Source organism: Pseudomonas sp. Irchel 3A7 (genome assembly GCF_900187565.1).
Taxonomy (GTDB): domain Bacteria; phylum Pseudomonadota; class Gammaproteobacteria; order Pseudomonadales; family Pseudomonadaceae; genus Aquipseudomonas.
Map to the genome: position 1 here is coordinate 177,077 of NZ_FYED01000011.1, position 23,286 is coordinate 200,362.

Annotated in this window: 16 protein-coding genes and 1 pseudogene; 13 read left to right on the forward strand and 4 right to left on the reverse strand. The window is 61.4% G+C overall.

Going from position 1 to position 23,286, the window contains the following annotated elements; genetic code table 11:
- Window positions 1-33: 33 nt before the first annotated feature.
- The 6 genes from CKW21_RS19235 (at window position 34) to CKW21_RS19265 (ending at window position 7,562) form a co-directional block, all read left to right on the forward strand.
- Window positions 34-1,374: an MFS transporter gene (locus CKW21_RS19235; protein ID WP_095195527.1), complete on the forward strand. Its 1,341-nt coding sequence runs from the start codon at window positions 34-36 to the stop codon at window positions 1,372-1,374.
- Window positions 1,367-2,338, forward strand: coding sequence for an amidohydrolase (locus CKW21_RS19240; protein ID WP_095195528.1), 972 nt, complete (start codon window positions 1,367-1,369; stop codon window positions 2,336-2,338). The genes CKW21_RS19235 and CKW21_RS19240 overlap by 8 nt, the downstream gene beginning before the upstream one ends.
- Window positions 2,335-3,339, forward strand: a complete 1,005-nt coding sequence (locus CKW21_RS19245) for a 4-hydroxythreonine-4-phosphate dehydrogenase PdxA (RefSeq protein ID WP_095195529.1) — start codon at window positions 2,335-2,337, stop codon at window positions 3,337-3,339. The genes CKW21_RS19240 and CKW21_RS19245 overlap by 4 nt, the downstream gene beginning before the upstream one ends.
- A 282-nt stretch (window positions 3,340-3,621) precedes the next feature.
- Window positions 3,622-4,797, forward strand: coding sequence for an L-rhamnonate dehydratase (locus CKW21_RS19250; RefSeq protein ID WP_015096352.1), 1,176 nt, complete (start codon window positions 3,622-3,624; stop codon window positions 4,795-4,797).
- A 58-nt stretch (window positions 4,798-4,855) separates the two neighbouring features.
- On the forward strand, window positions 4,856-5,851 hold the full coding sequence (gene araD1 / locus CKW21_RS19255) for an AraD1 family protein (RefSeq protein WP_095195530.1): 996 nt from the start codon (window positions 4,856-4,858) through the stop codon (window positions 5,849-5,851).
- Between the two features lie 130 nt (window positions 5,852-5,981).
- Window positions 5,982-7,562, forward strand: coding sequence for an aldehyde dehydrogenase (NADP(+)) (locus CKW21_RS19265; protein WP_095195531.1), 1,581 nt, complete (start codon window positions 5,982-5,984; stop codon window positions 7,560-7,562).
- 140 nt (window positions 7,563-7,702) lie between these two features.
- Here CKW21_RS19265 and CKW21_RS19270 read toward each other — a convergent pair whose 3' ends face one another.
- On the reverse strand, window positions 7,703-8,611 hold the full coding sequence (locus CKW21_RS19270; protein ID WP_095195532.1) for a DMT family transporter: 909 nt from the start codon (window positions 8,609-8,611) through the stop codon (window positions 7,703-7,705).
- A gap of 158 nt (window positions 8,612-8,769) precedes the next feature.
- Here CKW21_RS19270 and aceK point away from each other — a divergent pair, with 158 nt between their 5' ends.
- The 3 genes from aceK to CKW21_RS19285 all read left to right on the forward strand — a co-directional run bounded on the left by aceK (window position 8,770) and on the right by CKW21_RS19285 (window position 15,956).
- Window positions 8,770-10,479: a bifunctional isocitrate dehydrogenase kinase/phosphatase gene (gene aceK / locus CKW21_RS19275; RefSeq protein WP_095195533.1), complete on the forward strand. Its 1,710-nt coding sequence runs from the start codon at window positions 8,770-8,772 to the stop codon at window positions 10,477-10,479.
- A gap of 124 nt (window positions 10,480-10,603) precedes the next feature.
- Complete coding sequence (gene hrpA, locus CKW21_RS19280; RefSeq protein ID WP_095195534.1) at window positions 10,604-14,515, forward strand: ATP-dependent RNA helicase HrpA; 3,912 nt, start codon at window positions 10,604-10,606, stop codon at window positions 14,513-14,515.
- 319 nt (window positions 14,516-14,834) lie between these two features.
- Window positions 14,835-15,956: a beta-ketoacyl-ACP synthase III gene (locus tag CKW21_RS19285; RefSeq protein WP_095195535.1), complete on the forward strand. Its 1,122-nt coding sequence runs from the start codon at window positions 14,835-14,837 to the stop codon at window positions 15,954-15,956.
- A 127-nt stretch (window positions 15,957-16,083) separates the two neighbouring features.
- On the opposite strand, the gene CKW21_RS19290 is transcribed toward CKW21_RS19285, so the two are convergent.
- Together CKW21_RS19290 and CKW21_RS19295 are read right to left on the reverse strand one after the other, a co-directional pair.
- Window positions 16,084-17,136, reverse strand: a complete 1,053-nt coding sequence (locus CKW21_RS19290) for a HAMP domain-containing sensor histidine kinase (RefSeq protein ID WP_095195536.1) — start codon at window positions 17,134-17,136, stop codon at window positions 16,084-16,086.
- The gene (locus CKW21_RS19295; RefSeq protein WP_095195537.1) at window positions 17,136-17,894 is read right to left on the reverse strand and encodes a response regulator; all 759 of its coding nucleotides are present in this window, start codon (window positions 17,892-17,894) and stop codon (window positions 17,136-17,138) included. Before CKW21_RS19295 ends, CKW21_RS19290 begins: the two co-directional genes overlap by 1 nt.
- Before the next feature lie 293 nt (window positions 17,895-18,187).
- Here CKW21_RS19295 and pyrF point away from each other — a divergent pair, with 293 nt between their 5' ends.
- Complete coding sequence (gene pyrF, locus CKW21_RS19300) at window positions 18,188-18,886, forward strand: orotidine-5'-phosphate decarboxylase (RefSeq protein WP_170948692.1); 699 nt, start codon at window positions 18,188-18,190, stop codon at window positions 18,884-18,886.
- A 70-nt stretch (window positions 18,887-18,956) separates the two neighbouring features.
- Here the strand turns inward: pyrF and CKW21_RS19305 are convergent, their stop codons facing one another.
- Window positions 18,957-19,961 (reverse strand): NADP-dependent oxidoreductase, encoded by a 1,005-nt coding sequence (locus CKW21_RS19305; protein WP_095195539.1) that lies wholly within the window; start codon window positions 19,959-19,961, stop codon window positions 18,957-18,959.
- Between the two features lie 235 nt (window positions 19,962-20,196).
- Here CKW21_RS19305 and CKW21_RS19310 point away from each other — a divergent pair, with 235 nt between their 5' ends.
- The 3 genes and pseudogenes from CKW21_RS19310 (at window position 20,197) to CKW21_RS32350 (ending at window position 23,082) form a co-directional block, all read left to right on the forward strand.
- Window positions 20,197-20,958: an SDR family oxidoreductase gene (locus CKW21_RS19310; protein ID WP_095195540.1), complete on the forward strand. Its 762-nt coding sequence runs from the start codon at window positions 20,197-20,199 to the stop codon at window positions 20,956-20,958.
- A 1,038-nt stretch (window positions 20,959-21,996) separates the two neighbouring features.
- Window positions 21,997-22,221, forward strand: a pseudogene (locus CKW21_RS32345) (HAMP domain-containing protein); the annotation flags it as partial.
- Window positions 22,219-23,082 carry a methyl-accepting chemotaxis protein gene (locus CKW21_RS32350; RefSeq protein WP_371917531.1) on the forward strand — a complete coding sequence of 288 codons (864 nt, stop codon included), beginning with the start codon at window positions 22,219-22,221 and terminating at the stop codon, window positions 23,080-23,082. The pseudogene CKW21_RS32345 and the gene CKW21_RS32350, both read left to right, overlap by 3 nt.
- Window positions 23,083-23,286 lie beyond the last annotated feature (204 nt).

A 23,286-nucleotide genomic window follows, 5' to 3' on the forward strand; every position in this document is an offset into this window, starting at 1 on the left:
GTTCCCTACAAAAATAATAAAGAGGTACGCACCATGGCTCGCCCCAGTGCTTCCCTGCAGCTGCCCGGCGTCGATGCTTCGCCCGCAGCGGCGGCAACACCGCAGGCCTCCACCGTCAAGGCCAGCAATGTGCGCTGGCGGATCTTCGCGATCATCTTCGCGCTGACCATGGTCAACCTGATCGATCGGGTCTCGCTGTCCATCGCGATGCCGACCATCGCCCACGAATTTTCCCTGTCACCCAGCACCCAGGGCCTGATCCTCAGCAGCTTTTTCTGGGCCTATGCCCTGTTGCAGATACCTGGCGGCTGGCTGATCGATCGTTTCGGACCGCATCGGGTCATCAGTTGGTCCACCGGGCTGTGGGGCACGTTCCAGGTGTTGGCGGCGTTTGCTACCGGTGGTTTGTCTTTGCTGTTCGCCCGAGTGGCGCTGGGGGCTTCGGAAGCGCCGTTGTTCCCGTCCGGCGGCAAGTTGATTTCCCTCTGGCTGGCGCCCGGCGAACGTAGCCGCGGCGCGGTACTGATGGACAGCGGCAGTCCCCTCGGTGTGGCCCTCGGCGGGCTGATCATCGCCTACTTGATTGCTTCGCTGGATTCCTGGCGTCTGGCGTTCGTGATCGCTGGTGTCGCGACATTGGTACTGGCCTGGCTGGCGCGGCGTTATCTGCGCGATGACCCGGCCAGCCACCCGCAGGTCAATGTCCAGGAACTGGAGAAGATCAACGCCGGACGCGCCACTGCGGCTGCCGAAGCCGCCCGTGTGCCGGTAAAAGGTTTGGGCATCGCCGCCCGTTCCCTGAGCGGTTTGCTGATCGGCCGGGCCAGTTGGGCCATGGTGTACTTCGGTTTGCTGACCTGGGGACCGAGTTATCTGTCCCAGGCCCGAGGCTTTGATATCAAGGGCATCGGTGCGGCAACCTTCGTGATTTTCGTCTGCGGCGCGTTGGGTTCGTTGACCGGTGGTTTTTTGTGCGATGGCTTGATCCGCCGAGGCGTCAGTCGCGGGGTGGCAGTCAAGGGCCTGCTGGCGTTCTCCGGCCTGGTGGCCCTCGGCGCGTTCCTGCTGTTGCCGACCTTGAGCAACCCTTTTGCCGCTGTGGCGTTGTTGGCCATGACCGCGTTTTTCCTGATGTGGGGCAGTCTCTACTGGAGTTTCCCGGCGTTGCTGGCCGCTCCGGCGCGGGTTGGTCTGATCGGCGGTGTGATGAACATGGCCGGCAGTACGGGTGGTATCGCGGTGCCGATTCTGGTGGGCGTGATTCTACAAATGACCGGCGGATTTGCCCCGGTGCTCGGGTTCTTTGCGGCGTGTTCGGCGGTGTTTGTCTTCGCCACGTTGTTCATCAGTCTCGACGAGGTACGCCATGGATAAGCGCTGGCCCGACACAGCATGGAAGGGCCCGATCATCGACGCCCATCATCACTTCTGGGACCCGACCATCAACGACCACCCGTGGCTCGCGCCGCAGGCGAACATCCCGTTTCGCTATGGCGACTACAGCGCGATCAAGCGTCGCTATTTTCCCGAGGATTACTTTGCCGACGCCGGTGAGCACCGGGTGGTGCAAACGGTGTACGTCGAGACCGAATGGAACCCGCAAGACCCGATTGGCGAAACCCGTTTCATCGAGCAACTGGCCACCCGCTACGGCGTGCCGAATGCGATCGTCGCCCAAGCCTGGCTGGATCATCCGGACGCCATCGCGGTGCTGACCGAACAGGCCAGTTACAAGTGTGTGCGCAGCGTGCGGCACAAACCCGGCGGCGCGACGTCACCCGAGCAGTTCGGTCGTGTGCGAAGCCTGATGAGCGACGAACGCTGGCGGCGCAGTTACGCTTCGCTTGAAGGATTGGGGCTGCATTTCGATTTGCAGACTCCGTGGTGGAACCTGCCCGAAGCTGAACGGTTGGCCCGGGACTTTCCCGGCATCACCCTGATTCTCAACCACGCCGGATTACCCAACGACCGCAGCGCCGAAGGCCTGGCGGGGTGGCGGGTTGCGATGGCGCGGCTGGCCGAGTGGCCGAACGTGCAGGTGAAGATTTCCGGCCTTGGCCAGGCGGGCAGGGCATGGCGCGCCATCGACAACGCCTGGATCGTGCGCGAGATCATCGCGATGTTCGGTACCCGGCGGGCCATGTTCGCCAGCAATTTTCCCGTGGACAGCCTGTGCGGCTCGTTCGACGACATTTACAGCGGTTTCAAATCCATCGTTGCCGATCTGCCACTGGCCGATCAGGAGCGACTGTTCTACAGCAACGCGCAGCGGGTTTATCGCTGCGAACCTTGCGCCATCGACCGGGCGTGGCCTGAACCCTTGAGGAGTGAAGCATGAAAAAAACCACCATCGCCATGGTCCTGGGGGACCCGGCGGGCATTGGCCCGGAACTGATCGCACGCTTGCTCGGCGAGCCTGAAGTGCGCAGCCAGGCCCATGTCATCCTGATTGCCGACGAGGCGGAAATGCGTCGAGGCATGCGCATCGCCGGGACAGAGTTTCCCTATCGCCGCGTGGAGTCGCTGGAGCAGCTGTCGTTCGTCGACGACACGCCGCTGTTCTATGATTTTCGTGGCGATACGATCGGTGAGTTCCCGCGCTGCCAAGCCAGCGTGATCGGCGGTCGCTACAGCCTCGACACGCTGGAAAAAGCCCTGCGCCTGACCGAGGCCGGGATCACCGATGCGGTGCTGTTCGGGCCACTGAACAAAACCTCGCTGCACATGGCCGGCATGGCCCACAGCGACGAGTTGCACTGGTTCGCCGAGCTGCTGGATTTCCACGGGCCATTCTGCGAGTTCAACGTGCTCGACAACCTCTGGACTTCACGGGTGACGTCCCATGTCGCGCTGGCCGATGTTTCGGGGCTGCTGAATGAAAAGCGCGTGGTGGAAGCGATTCAACTGATCGACACCGCACTCAAGCGCAACGGTTTGGAAAGACCGCGCATCGGTGTCTGCGGCCTGAACCCGCACAACGGCGACAATGGTTCGTTCGGCCGCGAAGAATTGGACATCATCGGCCCGGCGGTGCGCTCGGCCCAGGCGTTGGGTATCGCGGCGGAGGGGCCGTATCCGGGGGACACTATTTTCCTCAAGGTCCAGGGTGATATCAGCGCCTTCGATGCGGTGGTCACGATGTACCACGACCAGGGCCAGATCGCGATCAAGTTGATGGGCTTCTCCCGCGGTGTGACCGTGCAGGGCGGCCTGCCGATCCCCATTACCACCCCGGCCCACGGCACCGCGTTCGACATCGCGGGGCAGGGCAAGGCCAACGTCGGCGCGACGCGCCAGGCATTCGAGATCGCCTGCCGGATGGGGCGCAACGGCGACTGATCGAATGCAGTACCCCTGTGGGAGCGAGCCTGCTCGCGAAGGCGGCCTGACAGACACTATTGCAGTGACTGTCTCGCCGCTTTCGCGAGCAAGCCCGCTCCCACAGTTGTTTGTGTGTGGCCGATAACTCGATCTACCCAATAACCGTTTTTTGGTATCACCCCAGGTTATCGGCGGATACGCATAAGTGATTATCCGCCACTCCCGAGCGCTGGCTAAAGTCGCTCCATCAAATCCCCAACAACTACAACAAGAAGCCAGCAGCGCAAGGAATCTGTATCCATGAAAATCAAAGCAATCCGTACCCGCGTTTTCGAGTGGAAAGGTAAAGTCGTCCCACCTCAAGCGCACTTCTGCACCAACGCCAGTGACATTTTGTTCGAGCGCGGCGACGCCATGGGCTCCTTCCGTTTTCACGGTTGGCTGGTGGTTGAAGTGGAGACCGACACCGGTCTTGTCGGCATCGGTAACTGCGCGCTGGCGCCGCGTGTGGCCAAGGAAATCATCGACACGTATCTGGCACCGATCGCCATTGGCGAAGACCCGTTCGACAACGAATACATCTGGCAGAAAATGTACCGCCAGAGCCACGCCTGGGGTCGCAAAGGCATCGGCATGGCGGCGATCTCGGCCATCGACATCGCGATCTGGGACATCATGGGCAAAGCGGTGAACAAGCCGGTGTTCAAGCTGCTGGGCGGACGCACCAAGGAAAAGATCTGGACCTACGCTTCCAAGCTCTACGCCAATGACAACCTCGATCTGTTTCTTGAAGAAGCCCAGGGTTATCTGAGCCAGGGTTTCACCGCGCTGAAAATGCGCTTCGGCTACGGTCCGAAAGACGGCCCGGCGGGCATGCGTCGCAACATCGAACAAGTGCGCGCCCTGCGTGAACTGGCCGGTCCCGACGTCGACATCATGCTCGAGTGCTACATGGGCTGGACCCTGGAATATGCGCGGCGCATGTTGCCAAAACTCGCCGAGTTCGAACCGCGCTGGCTCGAAGAACCGGTGATCGCCGATGACATCGAGGGTTACATCGAGCTGAAAAAAATGGGGATCATGCCGATCTCCGGCGGTGAGCACGAATTCACTTCCTACGGCTTCAAGGACCTGCTGGAACGCCGCGCCGTCGACGTCATCCAGTACGACACCAACCGCGTCGGTGGCATCACTGCCGCGCGCAAGATCAACGCCATGGCCGAAGCCTGGTCGGTGCCGGTGATTCCCCACGCCGGGCAGATGCACAACTACCACCTGACCATGTCCACCACCGCCTCGCCGATGGCCGAGTTCTTCCCGGTGTTCGACGTCGAAGTCGGCAACGAACTCTTTTACTACGTGTTCAAGGGCGAACCGCAACCGGTCAACGGCTACATCCAGCTGGACGACAACAAGCCGGGCCTGGGCCTGGAAATCTCCGATGAGTACCTGAGCGACTTCAACATCATCGAGTGACCCTGTGGCGAGGGGATAAATCCCCTCGCCACAAACCACGACTTTTCGGAGGGCTGTCATGCGCCTGATTCAATTTGAAAGCACCGCCGGTGAACGCCACGTTGGCGTCGTCGAAGGCTCACAGGTTCAGGTGCTTAAAAGCACCCAAAGTACCCGTGAGCTGGCACTGGCGGCGATCCGCAGCAAACGCAGCCTGCAGGAAGAAGTCGCCCTGCGTGGTGCCGAGCCTGGTCCTGACTATGCGCAACTGTTGCAGCAGGGCCGGATCCTGCCACCCCTGGACCATGAAGACCCGGCCCATTGCCTGATCAGCGGCACCGGCCTGACGCACCTGGGCAGCGCCTCGGCCCGGGACAAGATGCACCAGCAGGACGGCGCGGTGGAAGCCGGCATGACCGACACCATGCGCATGTTCAAATGGGGCCTGGAGGGCGGAAAACCGGCGCACGGGCAGGTCGGCGCGCAACCGGAGTGGTTCTACAAGGGCGACGGCAGCATCGTCGTGCGTCCCGGTGCGGATTTCCCTGTGCCGCCGTTTGCCGAGGATGCCGGCGAAGAACCGGAGCTGACCGGGCTTTACGTGATCGGCGAGGACGGCCAGCCATATCGCCTCGGTTATGCCCTGGGCAACGAGTTTTCCGACCATGTGATGGAGCGGCGCAACTACCTGTACCTCGCCCATTCGAAACTGCGCTTTTGCGCCTATGGCCCGGAGCTGCGCGTCGGTGAACTGCCTCGGCATCTGGCCGGCACCAGCCGCATCACCCGCAATGGCGAAACACTCTGGGAGAAGGAGTTTCTCAGCGGCGAAGACAACATGTGCCACAGCCTCGCCAACCTGGAATTCCATCACTTCAAGTACGCACAGTTTCTGCGCCCCGGCGATGTTCATGTGCATTACTTCGGCACCGCAACGCTGTCGTTTGCCGATGGCGTGAAAACCCGGCCCGGTGATCGTTTCCAGATCAGCCTCGAGGAGTTTGGTGCGCCGCTGGAAAACGGTATCGGTGAAAGTGCCCAACCGTTGCCAATCGGTCAGGTGCGTGCCCTGTAGGAGCGAGCATGCTCGCGATGGACTTGAGAGCGCCGCGTTTAACCAACAGACACGAGCCATCGTTAGCGATCATCGCGAGCATGTTCGCTCCTACAAGGTCCCAGCTAGCCAGACGATCAAGGAACCACTCATGACCACGTTATCTGGACACAACTACATCGGCGGGCGTCGTAGCGCCAACGGCACCTTGCAACTGCAAAGTCTTGACGCTACCACCGGTGAGCCCTTGGCAGCCCGTTTCTTTCAGGCCAGCGAAGCTGAAGTGGATGCCGCCGCCAAAGCCGCCGCCGCGGCGTACCCGATCTACCGCAACCTCAGCGCGGAAAAACGCGCGACGTTCCTCGACGCCATCGCCGACGAAATCGATGCACTGGGTGATGAGTTCGTCGCCACCGTGTGCCGCGAAACCGCGTTGCCGGCCGGGCGCATTCAAGGTGAGCGCGGCCGCACCAGTGGCCAGTTGCGCCTGTTCGCCAAGGTGCTGCGTCGCGGGGATTTCTACGGTGCGCGGATCGACCGCGCATTGCCTGATCGCCAACCGTTGCCACGCCCGGACCTGCGTCAGTACCGTATCGCACTGGGGCCGGTGGCGGTGTTCGGCGCCAGCAACTTTCCGCTGGCATTTTCCACCGCCGGTGGCGATACCGCCTCGGCGCTGGCCGCCGGTTGCCCGGTGGTGTTCAAGGCCCACAGCGGGCACATGGCAACGGCCGAATGGGTGGCGGACGCGATCATCCGCGCCGCCGAACGCACCGAGATGCCGGCCGGTGTATTCAACATGATCTATGGGGCTGGCGTCGGTGAGTGGCTGGTCAAGCATCCGGCGATTCAGGCCGTGGGCTTCACTGGATCGCTCAAGGGCGGCAACGCCCTGAGCCACATGGCGGCGACCCGGCCTCAGCCGATTCCAGTGTTCGCGGAGATGTCGAGCATCAACCCGGTATTCCTGCTGCCCGAAGCGCTGGCGGTACGCGGCGAGCAGATCGCTGCGCAACTGGCCGGTTCGGCAACGCTGGGTTGCGGTCAGTTCTGCACCAACCCCGGTCTGGTCATCGGCCTGCGCTCGCCGCAGTTCAGCACTTTTCTGCAAACCTTTTGCGCCAGCATGAACCAGCAACCGGCGCAAACCATGCTCAATGCCGGCGCACTGGCCAGCTACAGCCGAGGCCTGGGCGAACTGCACGAACACCCGGGAGTGACGCACCTGGCGGGCAAGCCGCAACAGGGCAATCAGGCGCAACCACAGGTGTTCAAGGCGGACGTCAGCCTGCTGCTCAAGGGCGATGAATTGCTTCAGGAGGAAGTCTTCGGGCCGACCACCATCGTCATCGAAGTCGAGGACCGCGCACAGCTGGCCGCAGCGCTGCACGGCCTGCGCGGGCAACTGACGGCGACGCTGATCGGCGAGGCGGACGAATTGCTGGAGTACCGCTGGCTGGCGGAGTTGCTGCAAGAGAAGGTCGGGCGGATTCTGCTCAACGGTTATCCGACCGGGGTCGAGGTGTGCGAGGCGATGGTGCATGGCGGGCCGTACCCGGCGACCTCGGACTCGCGAGGAACATCGGTCGGCACCCTGGCCATCGACCGCTTCCTGCGGCCGGTGTGCTTCCAGAATTATCCGGATGCGTTGTTGCCTGAGGCGTTGCAGAACGGTAATCCGCTGGGGATTCGGCGGTTGGTGGATGGGGAGGTCAGTGATCTGGCTTTGTGAATTGTGGTGTCAGGCCTGCCGCTTTCGCGAGCAGGCTCGCTCCCACAGTTGACCTCGGTGTTCACACAGAAAATGTGTTCAAGGCGATCCAGTGTGGGAGCGAGCCTGCTCGCGAAGGCGACATCAGTGGCACCGCAGAGCTATCTGGTAGTCACCTCAACAGATTTCTTCACCGCCGGCTTCAACACCAACCACAACGCCGCCCCAATCAACACCCCGCCATAGATATGCGCCATCGACAGCGGCTCATCCAGAAACAACGCCCCCCACAACACCCCGAACGGCGGGATCAGGAAAGTCGTGGTCATCGACTTCACCGGGCCGACCGAACTCAACAAGCGGAAGTAAATGATGTACGCAAACGCCGTGCATCCCAGTCCCAACCCCAACAACGACAACCAGACGTTCCAGCCACCCCAGCTGACCGGTGGTTGGCTGATCACGCTGTAGCCGAACAGCGGCAATACGAACAGGGTCGCCCCCAGCATGCTGCCCAGCGCCGATAGACGACTGTCGAGCCCTCCGGCCTGATCGAGCCAACGGCGGGCGAGGAAGCCGGCGAAGCCGTAGCAGGTGGTGGCGAGCAGGCAGGCGATGGCGCCCAGCAGCAATTCCATGTCGAACGCCACGGGGCCGGCGCGTGTCAGGACGCCAACGCCGAACAACCCCAAAAACACGCCGCCGAGCTTGGCGCCGGTGAGCCGCTCATGGAAGAACAGGCCGCCGATCAGCACGCCCATCAATGGCGTGGTGGCGTTGAAAATCGCCGAGTAACCGGCCGGCAGCACCTGCGCGGCCACCGAATACAGGGTCGCGGGAATGCCGGAGTTGATCACCCCGAGTAGCATCACTGTTTTCAGCTTGCCCTTGAAATCCCAGCTGATACGCATCAGCCCGAGAATCACCAGCAGCCCGACGGCGGCGATCGATACGCGGAAAAATGCGGTGGGAATCGTGCCAATCACCGGGGCGATGATGCGCATGAACAGAAAACTCGCACCCCAAATGGCCGCCAGCGACAGTAATCGGAATAGATCGACGGGGTTCACGGTGCTCTCCTTGCTTGATCGGGACGAGAGTGTTGCCGAGCGCCTTGCGTCTGGCAACCGGAAAACAGGCATTCAATTCGCGCTGGAAAATTACACTTCTCCTGCACCCGCTTCACTGGCTAAGCTCAGGACTCACGAATTCCCGCAGAGGTCTCACCATGCCGCAGCATTGGCCAGCCGCCGACATCGCCCGCTTGATCCTCGATGGCTTCGACGATTACCGCGAGCACTTCCGGCAGATCACCGACGGTGCCCGCGCGCGCTTCGAGCAGGCCCAGTGGCAGGAGACACAAGTCGCCTCGGCGGCGCGGATCAACCTCTACGAAGAGAAAGTCAGCGAAACGGTCGACCGGCTGCGCATCGCTTTCGACACCGACACGCTGGACGTCAGCTGCTGGCCGCTGGTCAAAAGCGCCTACATCAGCCTGATCGACCTGCGCTTCGACGATGAGCTGTCGGAGACCTGGTACAACTCGATTTTCTGCGGGCTGTTCAGCCATGACTTGATCAGCGACGGCTGCATGTTCATCCACACCACCCGGCCGAGCCTGCGTCGGGCGCGGGCCGCGCAAACCCGTACCTATAAACCCCAGGGCCAGTTGTCGGGCATGCTGGCGAGCATCTTTGCCGATTACCGCTTCAGCGAGGAATACGCCGACCTGCCAGGCGACCTGCGCCGTCTTGAAGCGCAACTGCGCGAAAACCTCCCGGACTGGGTGTGCAAGGACCCGGAGCTGAGTGTCGAGCTGTTTTCCTCGGTGCTCTACCGCAACAAGGGCGCGTACCTGGTGGGACGCATCTACACCGCCGATGAGCAATGGCCGCTGGCGATTCCGCTGCTGCACCTTGAGGGGCGCGGCATCCAGATCGATGCGCTGATCACCGACGAAGCCGATGTGTCGATCATCTTCTCGTTCACTCGTTCGTATTTCATGGTGGATGTGCCGGTGCCGGCGGAGTTCATCGGCTTTCTCAAGCGCATCCTGCCGGGCAAACACATCGCCGAGCTGTACACCTCGATCGGTTTCTATAAACACGGCAAGTCCGAGTTTTACCGGGCGCTGATCAATCACCTGGCCAACACCGACGACCAGTTCATCATGGCCCCGGGCGTGCGCGGCATGGTGATGAGCGTGTTCACCCTGCCGGGGTTCAATACCGTATTCAAGATCATCAAGGACCGTTTCTCGCCATCGAAAAACGTCGACCGCGCCACGGTGATCGAGAAGTACCGCCTGGTGAAAAGCGTCGACCGCGTCGGGCGCATGGCCGATACCCAGGAGTTCGCCGATTTCCGGTTCCCGCTGAGCAAGTTTGATCCGGCGTGCCTGGAGGAGTTGCTGGAAGTCGCTCCGTCCACGGTATCGGTCGAAGGCGACACGGTGCTGATCCGTCACTGCTGGACCGAACGGCGGATGACACCGCTGAACCTGTACCTGGAAAACGCCAGCGAGGCACAGGTGCGCGAGGCGCTGGAAGATTACGGTCTGGCGATCAAGCAACTGGCGGCGGCGAACATCTTTCCCGGGGACATGCTGCTGAAAAACTTTGGCGTCACCCGTCACGGTCGCGTGGTGTTCTACGACTACGACGAAATCTGCTTCCTTACCGAAGCCAACTTCCGTCACATCCCGGCACCGCGCACACCCGAAGATGAAATGGCCTCCGAGCCCTGGTACTCCATCGGGCCGCTGGACGTGTTCCCGGAGGAGTTTCCACCGTTCCTGTTCGCCGACTCCGGGCAGCGCAAGTTGTTCGATCAACTGCACGGCGAGTTGTACAACGCCGATTACTGGAAGGGTTTGCAGGAAGCGATTCGGGCGGGGAAGGTGATTGATGTATTCCCGTATCGGAGGAAGCAGCTGTAAGCCACAAGCTTCAAGCTGCAAGATAAAGCTGCGTTCATCTTGTAGCTTGAGGCTTGCCGCTTGAAGCTGCTTTTCTGCGACAATCCGCAACCTTGCGCCACTAGACGACTGAATTGCGTACCCGATGACCGACGAATCGCCCTCCATCGACAAACTGCTGAAAAATCTCGATCACGCCATGCTCGCCGACCGCCACCGGCTGCGGCGGCAGTTGCTTGAGCTGCGCAAGAAACCTGACGAGGCCAAGCTGGCCCAGTGGGTGGCGCGCATGCAGGCATCCTGTGATCAGGTGCTGGCGCGCAAGGCCAGCCTGCCGGTGATTCGTTATGACGACAGCCTGCCGATCGCCGCCAAGCGCGACGAAATCAAGAAGGCGCTGGAAAAGCATCAGGTGCTGATCATCGCCGGCGAGACCGGCTCGGGTAAAACCACCCAGTTACCGAAGATCTGCCTGGAAATCGGTCGCGGCCAGCATGGCTTGATCGGCCATACCCAGCCACGGCGGATCGCCGCACGCAGTGTCGCCAGCCGGGTCGCCGAAGAACTGGGCACGCCGCTGGGCGCGCTGGTCGGTTATCAGGTGCGCTTTGAGGACCAGAGCGATTCCAACACGCTGATCAAACTGATGACCGACGGCATCCTGCTGGCGGAAACCCAGAACGACCGCTATCTGGAACGCTACGACACGATCATCGTCGACGAAGCCCATGAACGCAGCCTCAACATCGACTTCCTGCTCGGTTACCTGAAAACCTTGCTGCCGCGTCGTCCCGACCTGAAAGTCATCATCACCTCGGCGACCATCGACCTGGAGCGCTTTTCCAAGCATTTCGATGACGCGCCAATTGTCGAAGTCTCCGGCCGCACCTTCCCGGTGGACACCTGGTATCGACCGCTGACCCTGGAGCAGGACGAAGAGGGCAACCGCGTCGAGGACGACCTGACCGTGGATCAGGCCATTCTCGCCACCCTCGATGAAATCGCCGCGTACGAACGCAGCGAACGCCGCAGCCCGGGTGACGTGCTGGTGTTTTTGCCCGGCGAGCGCGAGATTCGCGACGCCGCCGACATGCTGCGCAAAGCCCAGCTCAAGCACACCGAGATCCTGCCCTTGTACGCGCGCCTGTCGCCGGCCGAGCAGCAGCGGATTTTCCAGTCGCACCCGGGGCGTCGCGTGGTCCTGGCGACCAACGTCGCGGAAACCTCGCTGACCGTGCCGGGCATCCGCTATGTGATCGACAGCGGCACCGCGCGCATCAGTCGCTACAGCTACCGTGCCAAGGTCCAGCGCCTGCCCATCGAAGCGATTTCCCAGGCCAGCGCCAACCAGCGCAAAGGACGCTGCGGACGGGTCGAGCCGGGTATTTGCGTGCGCCTGTACAGTGAAGAAGATTTCCTCGGGCGCCCGGAATTTACCGATCCGGAAATTCTGCGGACCAACCTTGCAGCCGTTATTTTGCAGATGCTGCACCTGCGCCTCGGCGAGATCACGGCGTTCCCGTTTATCGAGCCGCCGGATGGCAAGGCCATCAGCGACGGTTTCAACCTGCTGCAAGAACTTTCGGCGGTGGACCGCAACAGCCAGTTGACCCCGCTCGGTCGCCAACTGGCGCGGCTGCCGGTGGACCCGCGCATGGGCCGCATGTTGCTGGAAGCGGCGAAGCTGGGCAGTTTGCAGGAAGTGCTGATCGTCGCCAGCGCCATGTCGATCCAGGACCCGCGCGAACGTCCGCCGGAGCGTCAGCAAGCAGCGGACCAGGCCCACGCACAATGGAAAGACACCGATTCTGATTTCGCCGGGCTGGTCAATCTGTGGCGCGGATTCGAGGAGCAACGCCAGGCGCTGACCGCGAGTCCGCTGCGCAACTGGTGCCGAAAGAACTTCCTCAATTACCTGCGCCTGCGCGAGTGGCGTGATTCCCACCGCCAGTTGAGCCTGATCTGCCGCGACATGCAGTTGAGCCTCAACAAAGAACCGGCCGATTATCCGAAGCTGCATAAAGCAGTGCTGGTGGGCCTGCTCAGCCAGATCGGCCAGAAAACCGAAGACGGCGACTACCTCGGCGCGCGCCAGCGACGCTTCTGGATTCACCCCTCGTCGGGGATCGGCAAGAAACGCCCACAATGGTTGATGACCGCCGAACTGGTGGAAACCACCAAGCTCTACGCGCGCATGGTGGCCAAGATCGACGCCGACTGGATCGAGCCGCTGGCCGGGCATCTGATCAAGAAAAACCACTTCGAACCCCATTGGGAGAAGAAGCGTGGCCAGGTCGTGGCCTTCGAGCAGATCACCCTGTTCGGGCTGATCGTGGTCGGTCGCCGGCCAGTGCACTACGGCCCGGTGGACCCGGTGGTGTCCCGTGAACTGTTTATCCGCGAAGCGCTGGTGCGTGGCGAGATTCAGTCGAAAGCCAAATGCCTGACCGCCAACAAGCAGCTGCTGGAACAGCTCGACGAACTGGAGGCCAAGGCCCGCCGCCGCGACATTCTCGCCGACGAAGAAACCCTGTTCGCTTTCTACGACGCGCGGCTGCCGGCGGAGATTCACCAGACCGCGACGTTTGACAGCTGGTACCGGATCAACAGCCAGAAAGACCCGCAGCTGCTGATCATGCGCGAAGAAGACGTGCTGGCCCGCGAGGCCAGTGAAGTCACCGCCCAGCATTACCCGGACACCCTGCACATCGGTGATCTGGAGTTGGCGCTGAGCTACCACTTTGAACCCAACCACCCGCGCGACGGCGTGACCCTGCGTGTACCGGCACCGCTGTTGCCGATGCTGCCGCCGGAGCGTCTGGAGTGGCTGGTGCCGGGCGTGATCGAGGCCAAGTGCATTGCCCTGGTGCGCAACCTGCCCAAGGCCTTGCGCAAGAATTTCGTACCGGTACCGGACTTCGTCAAAGCCGCCTTGCAACGCATGACCTTCGCCGAAGGTTCGTTGCCCCAGGCATTGGGTCGCGAACTGCTGCGCATGACCGGCGCCCGGGTCAGCGACGAAGCCTGGGCCGAAGCGGCGCAGCAGGTGGAAAACCATCTGCGGATGAACCTGGAAATCGTCGACGCACAGGGCAAATTCCTCGGTGAAGGCCGTGACCTCGCCGAACTTACCGCGCGTTTCGCCGAAGCCAGCCAAGCCGCGCTGGCCGTGCCGCAAACCGCGAAAAGCCAGCAACCGGTCGAGCCGAAAGTGTTCGCCGCCGTGGCCGAGAAAACCCAGCAGAAGATCGCCGGGCTGTCGATGACGGTGTACCCGGCGCTGGTGGAGGAGGGCGGCACCGTCAAGGAAGGCCGTTTCTCGACGCCGGCCGAAGCCGAATTCCAGCATCGCCGCGCGTTGCAACGCTTGCTGATGCAACAGCTGGCGGAGCCGGCGAAGTTCCTGCGTGGCAAGCTACCGGGCCTGACCGAACTGGGCCTGCTGTACCGCGACATGGGGCGCGTCGACGCGCTGGTCGAAGACATTCTGCTGGCCAGCCTCGACAGCTGCATTCTCGATGGCGAAGACCCGTTGCCCCGCGATGGTGCCGGGCTGGCGTCGCTGGCCGAGCGCAAGCGCGGCGCCTGGACCGAACATGCCGAACGTTTGGCGAAGTTGACCCTGGAAATCCTCAAGCTCTGGCACGGCCTGCAAAAACGCTTCAAGGGCAAGATCGACCTGGCGCAAGCCGTGGCTTTGAACGACATCAAGCAGCAGCTCAGCCAACTGGTATATCCGGGGTTTGTCCGTGAAACACCGATGCAATGGCTCAAGGAACTGCCGCGTTACCTCAAGGCCATCGAGCAGCGTTTCGAAAAACTGGGTGCCCAGGTGCAGAAGGACCGGGTCTGGAGTGGCGAATTGTCCAATCTCTGGACCCAATACCAGACCCGCGCCAACAAACACGCCCAGGAAGGCAAGCGCGATCCGCAGCTGGAGCTGTATCGCTGGTGGCTGGAGGAATACCGGGTTTCGCTGTTCGCCCAGCAACTGGGAACCAAGGTGCCGATTTCCGATAAGCGCCTGAGCAAGCAGTGGAGCCAGGTCGAGCCCTGAAGCTGACCCTTAACCCTGTGGGAGCGAGCCTGCTCGCGAATGCGGTATGTCAGTCAACATTGATGTTGAATTTGACGGCCCCTTCGCGAGCAGGCTCGCTCCCACAGGTAACTCATTGTTCTTGCAAAAGGCGCCAAAACCCAAGGTTTATGGCAAACTTCGCGACCATAAACGCCGGTTTCGCGGACTAGAGCCTTCGCCCGGTCGCGCGACGGAATAAAGCGATGCCAGGTTTGCGTCCCCAGGATGGGAATAGACCCTTTGTGTATTGGTACGTCGGTACCAATGCTTTCTGCCTGAACAGATTAGAGACACGACCATGCATAATGTCGTCATCAGCGGCACCGGCCTTTACACTCCGGCCAACAGCATCTCCAACGAAGAGCTGGTGCAGTCTTTCAATACCTATGTGGCGCAATTCAACGCCGATAATGCCGACGCTATCGCGCGCGGTGAAGTCGAGGCGTTGACCGAGTCCAGCGCAGCGTTTATCGAAAAAGCCTCTGGCATCAAGAGCCGCTTTGTCATGGACAAGGACGGCATCCTCGACCCGCAACGCATGGCGCCACGCCTGCCGGAGCGTACCAACGACGAATGGTCGGTGCTTTGCCAGATGGCCATCGGCGCGGCCGAGCAAGCCTTGCAACGCGCGGGCAAGACCGCAGCGGACATCGATGGCGTGATCGTCGCCTGCTCCAACCTGCAACGCGCCTATCCGGCCATTGCCATTGAAGTGCAGGAAGCGCTGGGCATCCAGGGTTTCGGTTTCGACATGAACGTGGCCTGTTCTTCGGCGACCTTCGGCATCCAGACCGCCGCCAACAGCATCCAGCTGGGCCAGGCCCGGGCGATCCTGATGGTCAACCCGGAAGTCTGCACCGGTCACCTGAACTTTCGCGACCGTGACAGCCATTTCATCTTCGGCGATGCCGCCACTGCGGTCATCATCGAACGCGCCGACCAGGCTACCTCCAAGTACCAGTTCGACATCGTCAGCACCAAACTGCTGACCAAGTTCTCCAACAACATCCGCAATAACTTCGGCTTCCTCAACCGCGCGGCGGAAGAGGGCATCGGCGCCAAGGACAAACTGTTCGTCCAGGAAGGCCGCAAGGTGTTCAAGGAAGTCTGCCCGATGGTGGCCGAACTGATCGGTGCGCATCTGGAAGAGAACCAGCTTAACGTCAGCGACGTGAAGCGCTTCTGGCTGCACCAGGCCAACCTGAGCATGAACCACCTGATCGTCAAGAAACTGCTGGGCCGCGACGCCACCGAGCAGGAAGCCCCGGTGATTCTCGACACCTACGCCAACACCAGCTCCGCCGGTTCCGTGATTGCGTTCCACAAAAATCAGGATGATCTGCCGGCGGGTTCGCTGGCGGTGCTCAGCTCGTTCGGCGCCGGTTACTCGATCGGTAGCGTGATTCTGCGCAAGCGCTGAGTTCGCGGTTCACCCCTAACCCTGTGGGAGCGAGCCTGCTCGCGAAGAGGTCTGTCAGCCGCATTGATGTTGAATGTGCCGTCGTCTTCGCGAGCAGGCTCGCTCCCACAATGGGTCGGGGTGTCATTCAAACTCGCGGCAGGCGAATGATGGCGGTCAACCCGCCCCCCGGGGTTTCTTCCAGGCTCAACTGCCCGCCCAGACGTTCCGCCGCCTCGCGGGCGATGGTCATGCCCAGCCCGACACCGCCGGAGTTGCGATTGCGCGAACCCTCCAGGCGAAAGAACGGTTCAAACACCGCTTCGCGCTGCTCGGCCGCGATTCCCGGCCCGTGGTCGATCACTCTGATCAACAGCTCTTCCCGATGATCCTCCAGGGTAATCAGCGCCTGCCCGGCATAACGCAGGGCATTGTCCAGCAGGTTGTTGACGCAGGAACGTAACGCCATCGGCTGCACTTGCAGCGGTGCACAGTGGCCGCTGACCCGGACATCGGCGCCCTGGTCCTGGGCGTTTTCGCTCAAGGACTCCACCAGCGCCTGCACGTCCATCCACTGTGGCGCCTCGCTGGTGCGTTGTTCGTGCAGGTAGGTGAGGGTCGCGTCGAGCATGCTGATCATATCGTCCAGATCCTGGCGCATCTGGCCCTGCAGCCTGTTGTCATCAATCTGCTCCAGCCGCAGCTTGAGCCGTGACAACGGCGTGCGCAGGTCGTGGGACACCGCGCCGAGCATCCGCGAGCGTTGTTTCACTTGCTCGATGATGCGTCGCTGCATTTTGTTGAAGGTGTGTGCCGCTTGCCGCGCTTCCCGTGGACCGGACTCGTCCAGTGGCGGACTGTTGAGGTCCTCGCTCAGGCGCTCGGCGGCGTCGCTGAGCCGCTGGATCGGGCGACTCAACAGTTTGGCGCCGTACCAGGCTGCAATGATCAGCGAGATAAATTGAAAGGTCAGCGGCACCAGCGGTCCACCGAACCACGGCCGGGGTGGTCGATTGGCGAAGCGCGGGTCATCTGGCGGACGTTGGCCGTCGAAGTCTTCGGAGAATTGCGGTGGTGGAGGCGGAGGTGGCGGCGGGCCGTAATGATGAAACCAGGCAAAAGCCAGCAGGTGCGCCAGGATAATCGCGATCAGCAGCACGCCGAACAGACGGCCGAACAGCGTATCGAAGCGCCCGCGCATCAACCGATGTCCCGGGCGTCGAACAGGTAGCCTTCACCGCGCACGGTCTTGATCAACTGCGGTGCTTTCGGGTCATCGCCGAGTTTCTGGCGCAGTCGTGACACGAGCAGGTCGATGCTGCGATCAAAGGCTTCGATCGAGCGGCCGCGGGCGGCGTCCAGCAGTTGTTCGCGGCTCAATACCCGGCGCGGACGCTCGATGAACACCCAGAGCAGGCGGAATTCGGCGTTGGACAGTGGCACCACCAGGCCGTCTGCTGCGATCAACTGGCGCAGGACGCTGTTCAGCCGCCAGTTGTCGAAGCGGATGTTCGCCCGTTGTTCGGTGCGGTCATCGCGCACCCGGCGCAGGATGGTCTGGATGCGCGCTACCAATTCCCGGGGTTCGAACGGCTTGGCCATGTAATCGTCGGCACCCAGTTCCAGGCCGATGATCCGGTCGGTGGGTTCGCAGCGGGCGGTGAGCATCAGGATCGGGATGTCCGACTCGGCGCGTAGCCAGCGGCACAGCGACAGCCCGTCTTCACCGGGCAGCATCAGGTCCAGCACCACCACGTCGAAATGCTCCGCTTGCATGGCCAGGCGCATGGCCGCGCCATCGGTGACGCCACTGGCGTGGATGCTGAAGCGGGCCAGGTAGTCGATCATCAATTCGCGGATCGGGACGTCATCGTCGACGATCAGGGCGCGAATGCTCCAGCGTTTGTCGTCGCCGGACGCTTTTTGATCGTCGTTCACAGGTGTGGGGGTGTTGTGCATGCGTGTGTTCATCTGCCGGATAGGCTGCCAACCACAAAGATAGGCGGCGAGGTTGTGGCTTCAGCATAGGCGTCTGGCCCGCAGGCGCAAAGTGCTGTAAGGACGTGTTGCGGCTGGCGAGGGTAGCGGGCAAGGGTGTTGTGGGCGTGTCAGCTATGTACCGAACTCGACACAATTGCCGCAAAGGCTAGTCTTGCCTGAGCGTTCTCGACGATTTACTGATCATCGGGTCCCGCAGTGGCGCTGGTTCCGCTACAATGCGCGCCGATTTCGACTTGCCTGAGAGCCCGCTCATGTCCGCCTGCCAGACTCCTATCATCGTCGCCCTGGATTTCCCCACCCGTGACGCCGCACTGAAGCTGGCCGATCAGTTGGACCCGAAACTGTGCCGGGTCAAAGTCGGCAAGGAATTGTTCACCAGCTGCGCGTCGGAAATCGTCGGCACCCTGCGTGACAAGGGTTTCGAAGTGTTCCTGGACCTCAAGTTCCACGACATCCCCAACACCACCGCCATGGCCGTCAAGGCTGCCGCGGAAATGGGTGTGTGGATGGTCAACGTGCACTGCTCCGGTGGCCTGCGCATGATGGCTGCGTGCCGTGAAGTACTGGACAAGCGCAGTGGCCCGCAGCCGCTGTTGATCGGCGTGACCGTGCTGACCAGCATGGAACGTGAGGATCTGGCGGGTATCGGTCTGGATATCGAGCCGCAGGAACAGGTACTGCGCCTGGCTGCCCTGGCGGAAAAAGCCGGGATGGACGGCCTGGTATGCTCGGCCCTGGAAGCCCAGGCCTTGAAAGCGGCGCATCCGTCGCTGCAACTGGTGACCCCGGGGATTCGCCCGGCGGGCAGTGCCCAGGACGACCAGCGTCGCATCCTGACTCCACGTCAGGCGCTGGAAGCCGGTTCCGACTATCTGGTGATCGGCCGTCCGATCAGCCAGGCGGCGGATCCTGCAAAAGCATTGGCAAACGTTGTGGCTGAGCTGGCCTAAACTCCGCGAAACCTGTGGGAGCGGGCAAGCCCGCTCCTACAATGTTTTTTAGTGCACTTCGAATGTTGGGTTAAACCTTCAGCACCAGCTTCCCGAAGTTCTCCCCGCTGAACAACTTCATCAGCGTCTCCGGGAACGTCTGCAGTCCTTCAACAATGTCTTCCTTGCTCTTGAGTTGCCCCTTGGCCATCCAGCCGGCCATTTCCTGCCCGGCAGCGACGAATTGCGAGGCGTAGTCCATCACCACAAAGCCTTCCATGCGCGCACGGTTGACCAGCAGTGACAGGTAGTTGGCCGGGCCCTTGACCGCTTCCTTGTTGTTGTACTGGCTGATGGCGCCACAGATCACCACCCGCGCCTTCATGTTGAGCCGGCTCAGCACTGCGTCGAGAATGTCGCCGCCGACGTTATCGAAATACACGTCGACACCTTTTGGGCATTCACGCTTGAGGCCGGCGATGACGTCTTCGTTTTTGTAATCGATGACGCCGTCAAAACCCAATTCATCGACCAGGAACTTGCATTTGTCTGCGCCGCCGGCGATGCCGACCACCCGGCATCCCTTGATCTTGGCGATTTGCCCGGCAATGCTGCCCACCGCACCGGCTGCACCGGACAACACCACCGTCTCACCCGCCTTGGGGGCGCCGACGTCGAGCAGGGCGAAGTAAGCCGTCATGCCGGTCATGCCCAGCGCGGACAAATAACGCGGCAGCGGTGCCAGTTTCGGATCGACCTTGTAGAAGCCTCGCGGTTCGCCGAGGAAGTAATCCTGCACACCCAACGCCCCGTTGACGTAGTCCCCGACCGCGAAGCCGGGGTTATTCGAAGCCACGACCTGGCCGACACCCAAGGCGCGCATCACTTCACCGAGGCCGACCGGCGGGATGTAGGACTTGCCCTCATTCATCCAGCCACGCATGGCCGGGTCCAGCGAGAGGTATTCGTTCTTGACCAGGATCTGACCCGCCGCCGGCTCGCCGACCGGTACTTCTTGATAGGTGAAGGTCTCGCGGGTTGCCGCGCCGACGGGACGTTTGGCGAGCAGGAACTGGCGATTGGTCTGGGTAGTCATGACAGGCACTCAAGATGAATGAAGCCTTGTTGATAGTCCTTCATGGGCAATGTCGCAAGTTTGGCTCATGCGGCGAATGCAGGCTGATCCAGTGCAGTGATAGTTGGTACGGTAGTTCCATCACTGCAACTCATGGGTGCCCAACCGGCCTTTTGATAGTGCTGCCGCGTCAGGGGCTGCGTGGCTAGACTGAAAAAAACCGATCCCCCGCAAACTTCTCTTCGAGGACATAACAATGAGCATGACGTTTTCCGGACAGGTCGCCGTAGTGACGGGCGCAGCCAATGGCATTGGTCGCGCGACGGCCCAGGCGTTCGCCGCCGAAGGCTTGAAAGTGGTGGTGGCCGACATGGACACGGCGGGCGGTGAGGGGACGGTTGCGCTGATTCGTACGGCGGGCGGCGAAGCGACCTTCGTGCGCTGCAACGTCACTGTGGAAAGCGAAGTAAAAAATCTGATGGAAGAGGTAGTCAAGACCTACGGCCGTCTTGACTACGCCTTCAACAATGCCGGTATCGAGATCGAGAAGGGCAAACTCGCCGAAGGCACCGTCGACGAATTCGACGCGATCATGGGCGTCAACGTCAAAGGCGTCTGGTTGTGCATGAAGTACCAGCTGCCATTGCTGTTGGCCCAGGGTGGTGGCGCCATCGTCAATACAGCTTCGGTGGCAGGGCTCGGTGCTGCGCCGAAAATGAGCATCTACGCCGCTTCCAAGCATGCAGTGATCGGCCTGACAAAATCGGCGGCCATCGAATACGCCAAGAAAAAGATCCGGGTCAATGCGGTATGCCCGGCGGTGATCGACACCGATATGTTCCGTCGCGCCTATGAAGCCGACCCGAAGAAGGGCGAGTTCGCCAACGCCATGCACCCGGTGGGCCGCATCGGCAAGGTCGAGGAAATCGCCAGCGCGGTGCTTTACCTGTGCAGTGACGGCGCAGCGTTTACCACTGGGCATTCGTTGGCTGTGGATGGTGGTGTCACGGCGTTCTGAATCAGGGCACTTTTTCAGGCTGCCGCTGCGAATCGACCTCAAGCGTTCTGAAAACGACGTGGACGTAGCTTTTTGCCATTATTCAGACGCCAAAGACTTGTGTTGCCACAGGCCCGTTGCGAATCTCCATCTACAGATAATGGCAGGGGACTAAGTGCAATGATTTCGGCCGTGCAAGGACGTTTTGCCAACCTCGGTATGGCAAAAAAACTGGGTATCGGGTTTGTGCTGGTGCTGTTGTTGACCGCCCTGGTGGCGGCCATCGGCGTCTGGTCCCTGCAAACCATCAGTCAGCGCTTCGACGGGCTCAAGCAAATGTCGTCGCTCAACAGTGGATTGCTGAAGGTCCGCCTGCTGGAGCAAGAGTATGCCTTGCACGGCAACCCGAAAACGGCCGATGCCCTGCGCGAAGGCGTCGATGGCTTGATTGCCCTGGCGAATCAGCTCAAGGCTGCGTCTGCTGCCAATGTGCCGGTCATGAACGATGTCGAGCAATCCCTCGGCGCCTACCGCAAGGCGTTCGACGAGTTTGTCTCGCTCAGTCAGGCCAAGGACCTGGCGCTGGAAATGGCCAGTTGGTCGGTCTCCAGCGTGGCGAATAACCTCGACGTGCTGCAGTCCGGGCTTGCCGATGACGGTACCTACAACCTGAAGGAATCCGAGGGCAAGGACGGTGCGCAATTCGTCGAGCAGGCCAATCAGGTCAGCCAGGTGTCTCGGTTGATGTTGCAAGCCATGAACGAAGCGCGCGTGCGTCTGGACCAGAGCCGCAAGGGGGATGACAGCGCGGGGCAAGGCAAGATCGAACAGGCCAGCCAGGCGTTGACCCAGGCCGAACAGCTGAAAACTTCAGTCAAGGATGAGGGTTATCAGACCGTTCTCAATGAAGTGATCGGTCACATCGCCAGTTTCAGCGACAAGCTCGCCGAGTACACCGGCCTGCTGGAACAGGAAAAGACTGTCTATCAGCAATTGCATCAACGCGCCGCCCAAGTGATGGAGCGGGTGGATCAGGCCTATACCGCCGAAGACCAGTCGATGCAGACAGAGCTGAACAAGAATTCGCTGCTGATCATCGGCTCTTCCGCGTTGGCGTTGCTGGTCGGATTGATTGCAGCCTGGGTCATTACCCGATTGATCGTCGGGCCGCTGCGAAGTGTGATTGGTGTGGCGCAGCAGATTGCTTCCGGGGATTTGAGCGGGACGGTCGAAGTGACCCGCCGTGATGAGATCGGCCAGTTGATGCAGGCCATGCAGCAGATGGGGGCGGGACTGAGCCACATCGTCAGCGGTTTGCAGGCGGGTATCGAACAACTGGCCACGTCAGCGCAATCGCTGTCGGCGGTCACTGAACAGACCAACCTTGAAGTCAGCAGCCAGAAGGAAGAAACCGAACAGGTTGCCACGGCGATGAACCAGATGACTGCCACCGTGCACGACGTGGCGCGGAACGCCGAAGAGGCCGCCGTGGCAGCGCAAACAGCCGACGGCAAGGTTGAAAGCGGTCAGCTCGTGGTGCGTCAGAGCATGGCGCGCATCGAGCAACTGGCGGATTCGGCCACCTCGGCCAGTTCGAGCATCGAGAGTTTGAGCGCGGAAATCCAGAACATCGGCACCGTGCTCAGTGTCATCAAAAGCGTGGCTGAACAAACCAACCTGCTGGCGCTCAACGCGGCCATCGAGGCCGCAAGGGCTGGCGAGCAGGGCAGGGGCTTCGCGGTGGTGGCCGATGAGGTGCGTGCACTGGCCAAGCGGACCCAGCAATCGACCGAGGAAATCGAGCGGTTGGTCAGCGCCTTGCGCTCGGCGGCGCAGACGTCGGTGCAGCAGATTCAAAGCAGTGGCGAACTGGTGAAGCTGGCGGTCAGCGATGCGCTGCAGACTGAAAGTGCGTTGGGAAGTATCGCGGCGGCGGTATCGTTGATCCAGCAGATGAACCAGCAGATCGCAGCTGCTGCCGAGGAGCAGAGTTCGGTGGCCGAGGAGATCAATCGCAGTGTCACGAGCATTCGTGCCAGTGCGGATCAGTCTTCGCTGGCGATGCAGGGGAATGCAGCGTCGAGTATCGAACTGGCGCAGTTGGGTGTTGAGCTGAAGGGAATGGTGGGGCATTTCAGGCTTTAAACCTGCATTGCGTATCCTGTGGGAGCGAGCCTGCTCGCGAAGGCGGCCTGACAGTCACCCAGGGTTCTGCGGTTGTAGCCAATCCCTGTAGGCGCAAAGCTTGTTCGCGATGACTGAATGTCAGTCAACATCGATACAGCCGACCAACCGCTATCGCGAGCAAGCTTTGCTCCTGCAAGGCAAAAAAAAAGCCACCTGATCCGG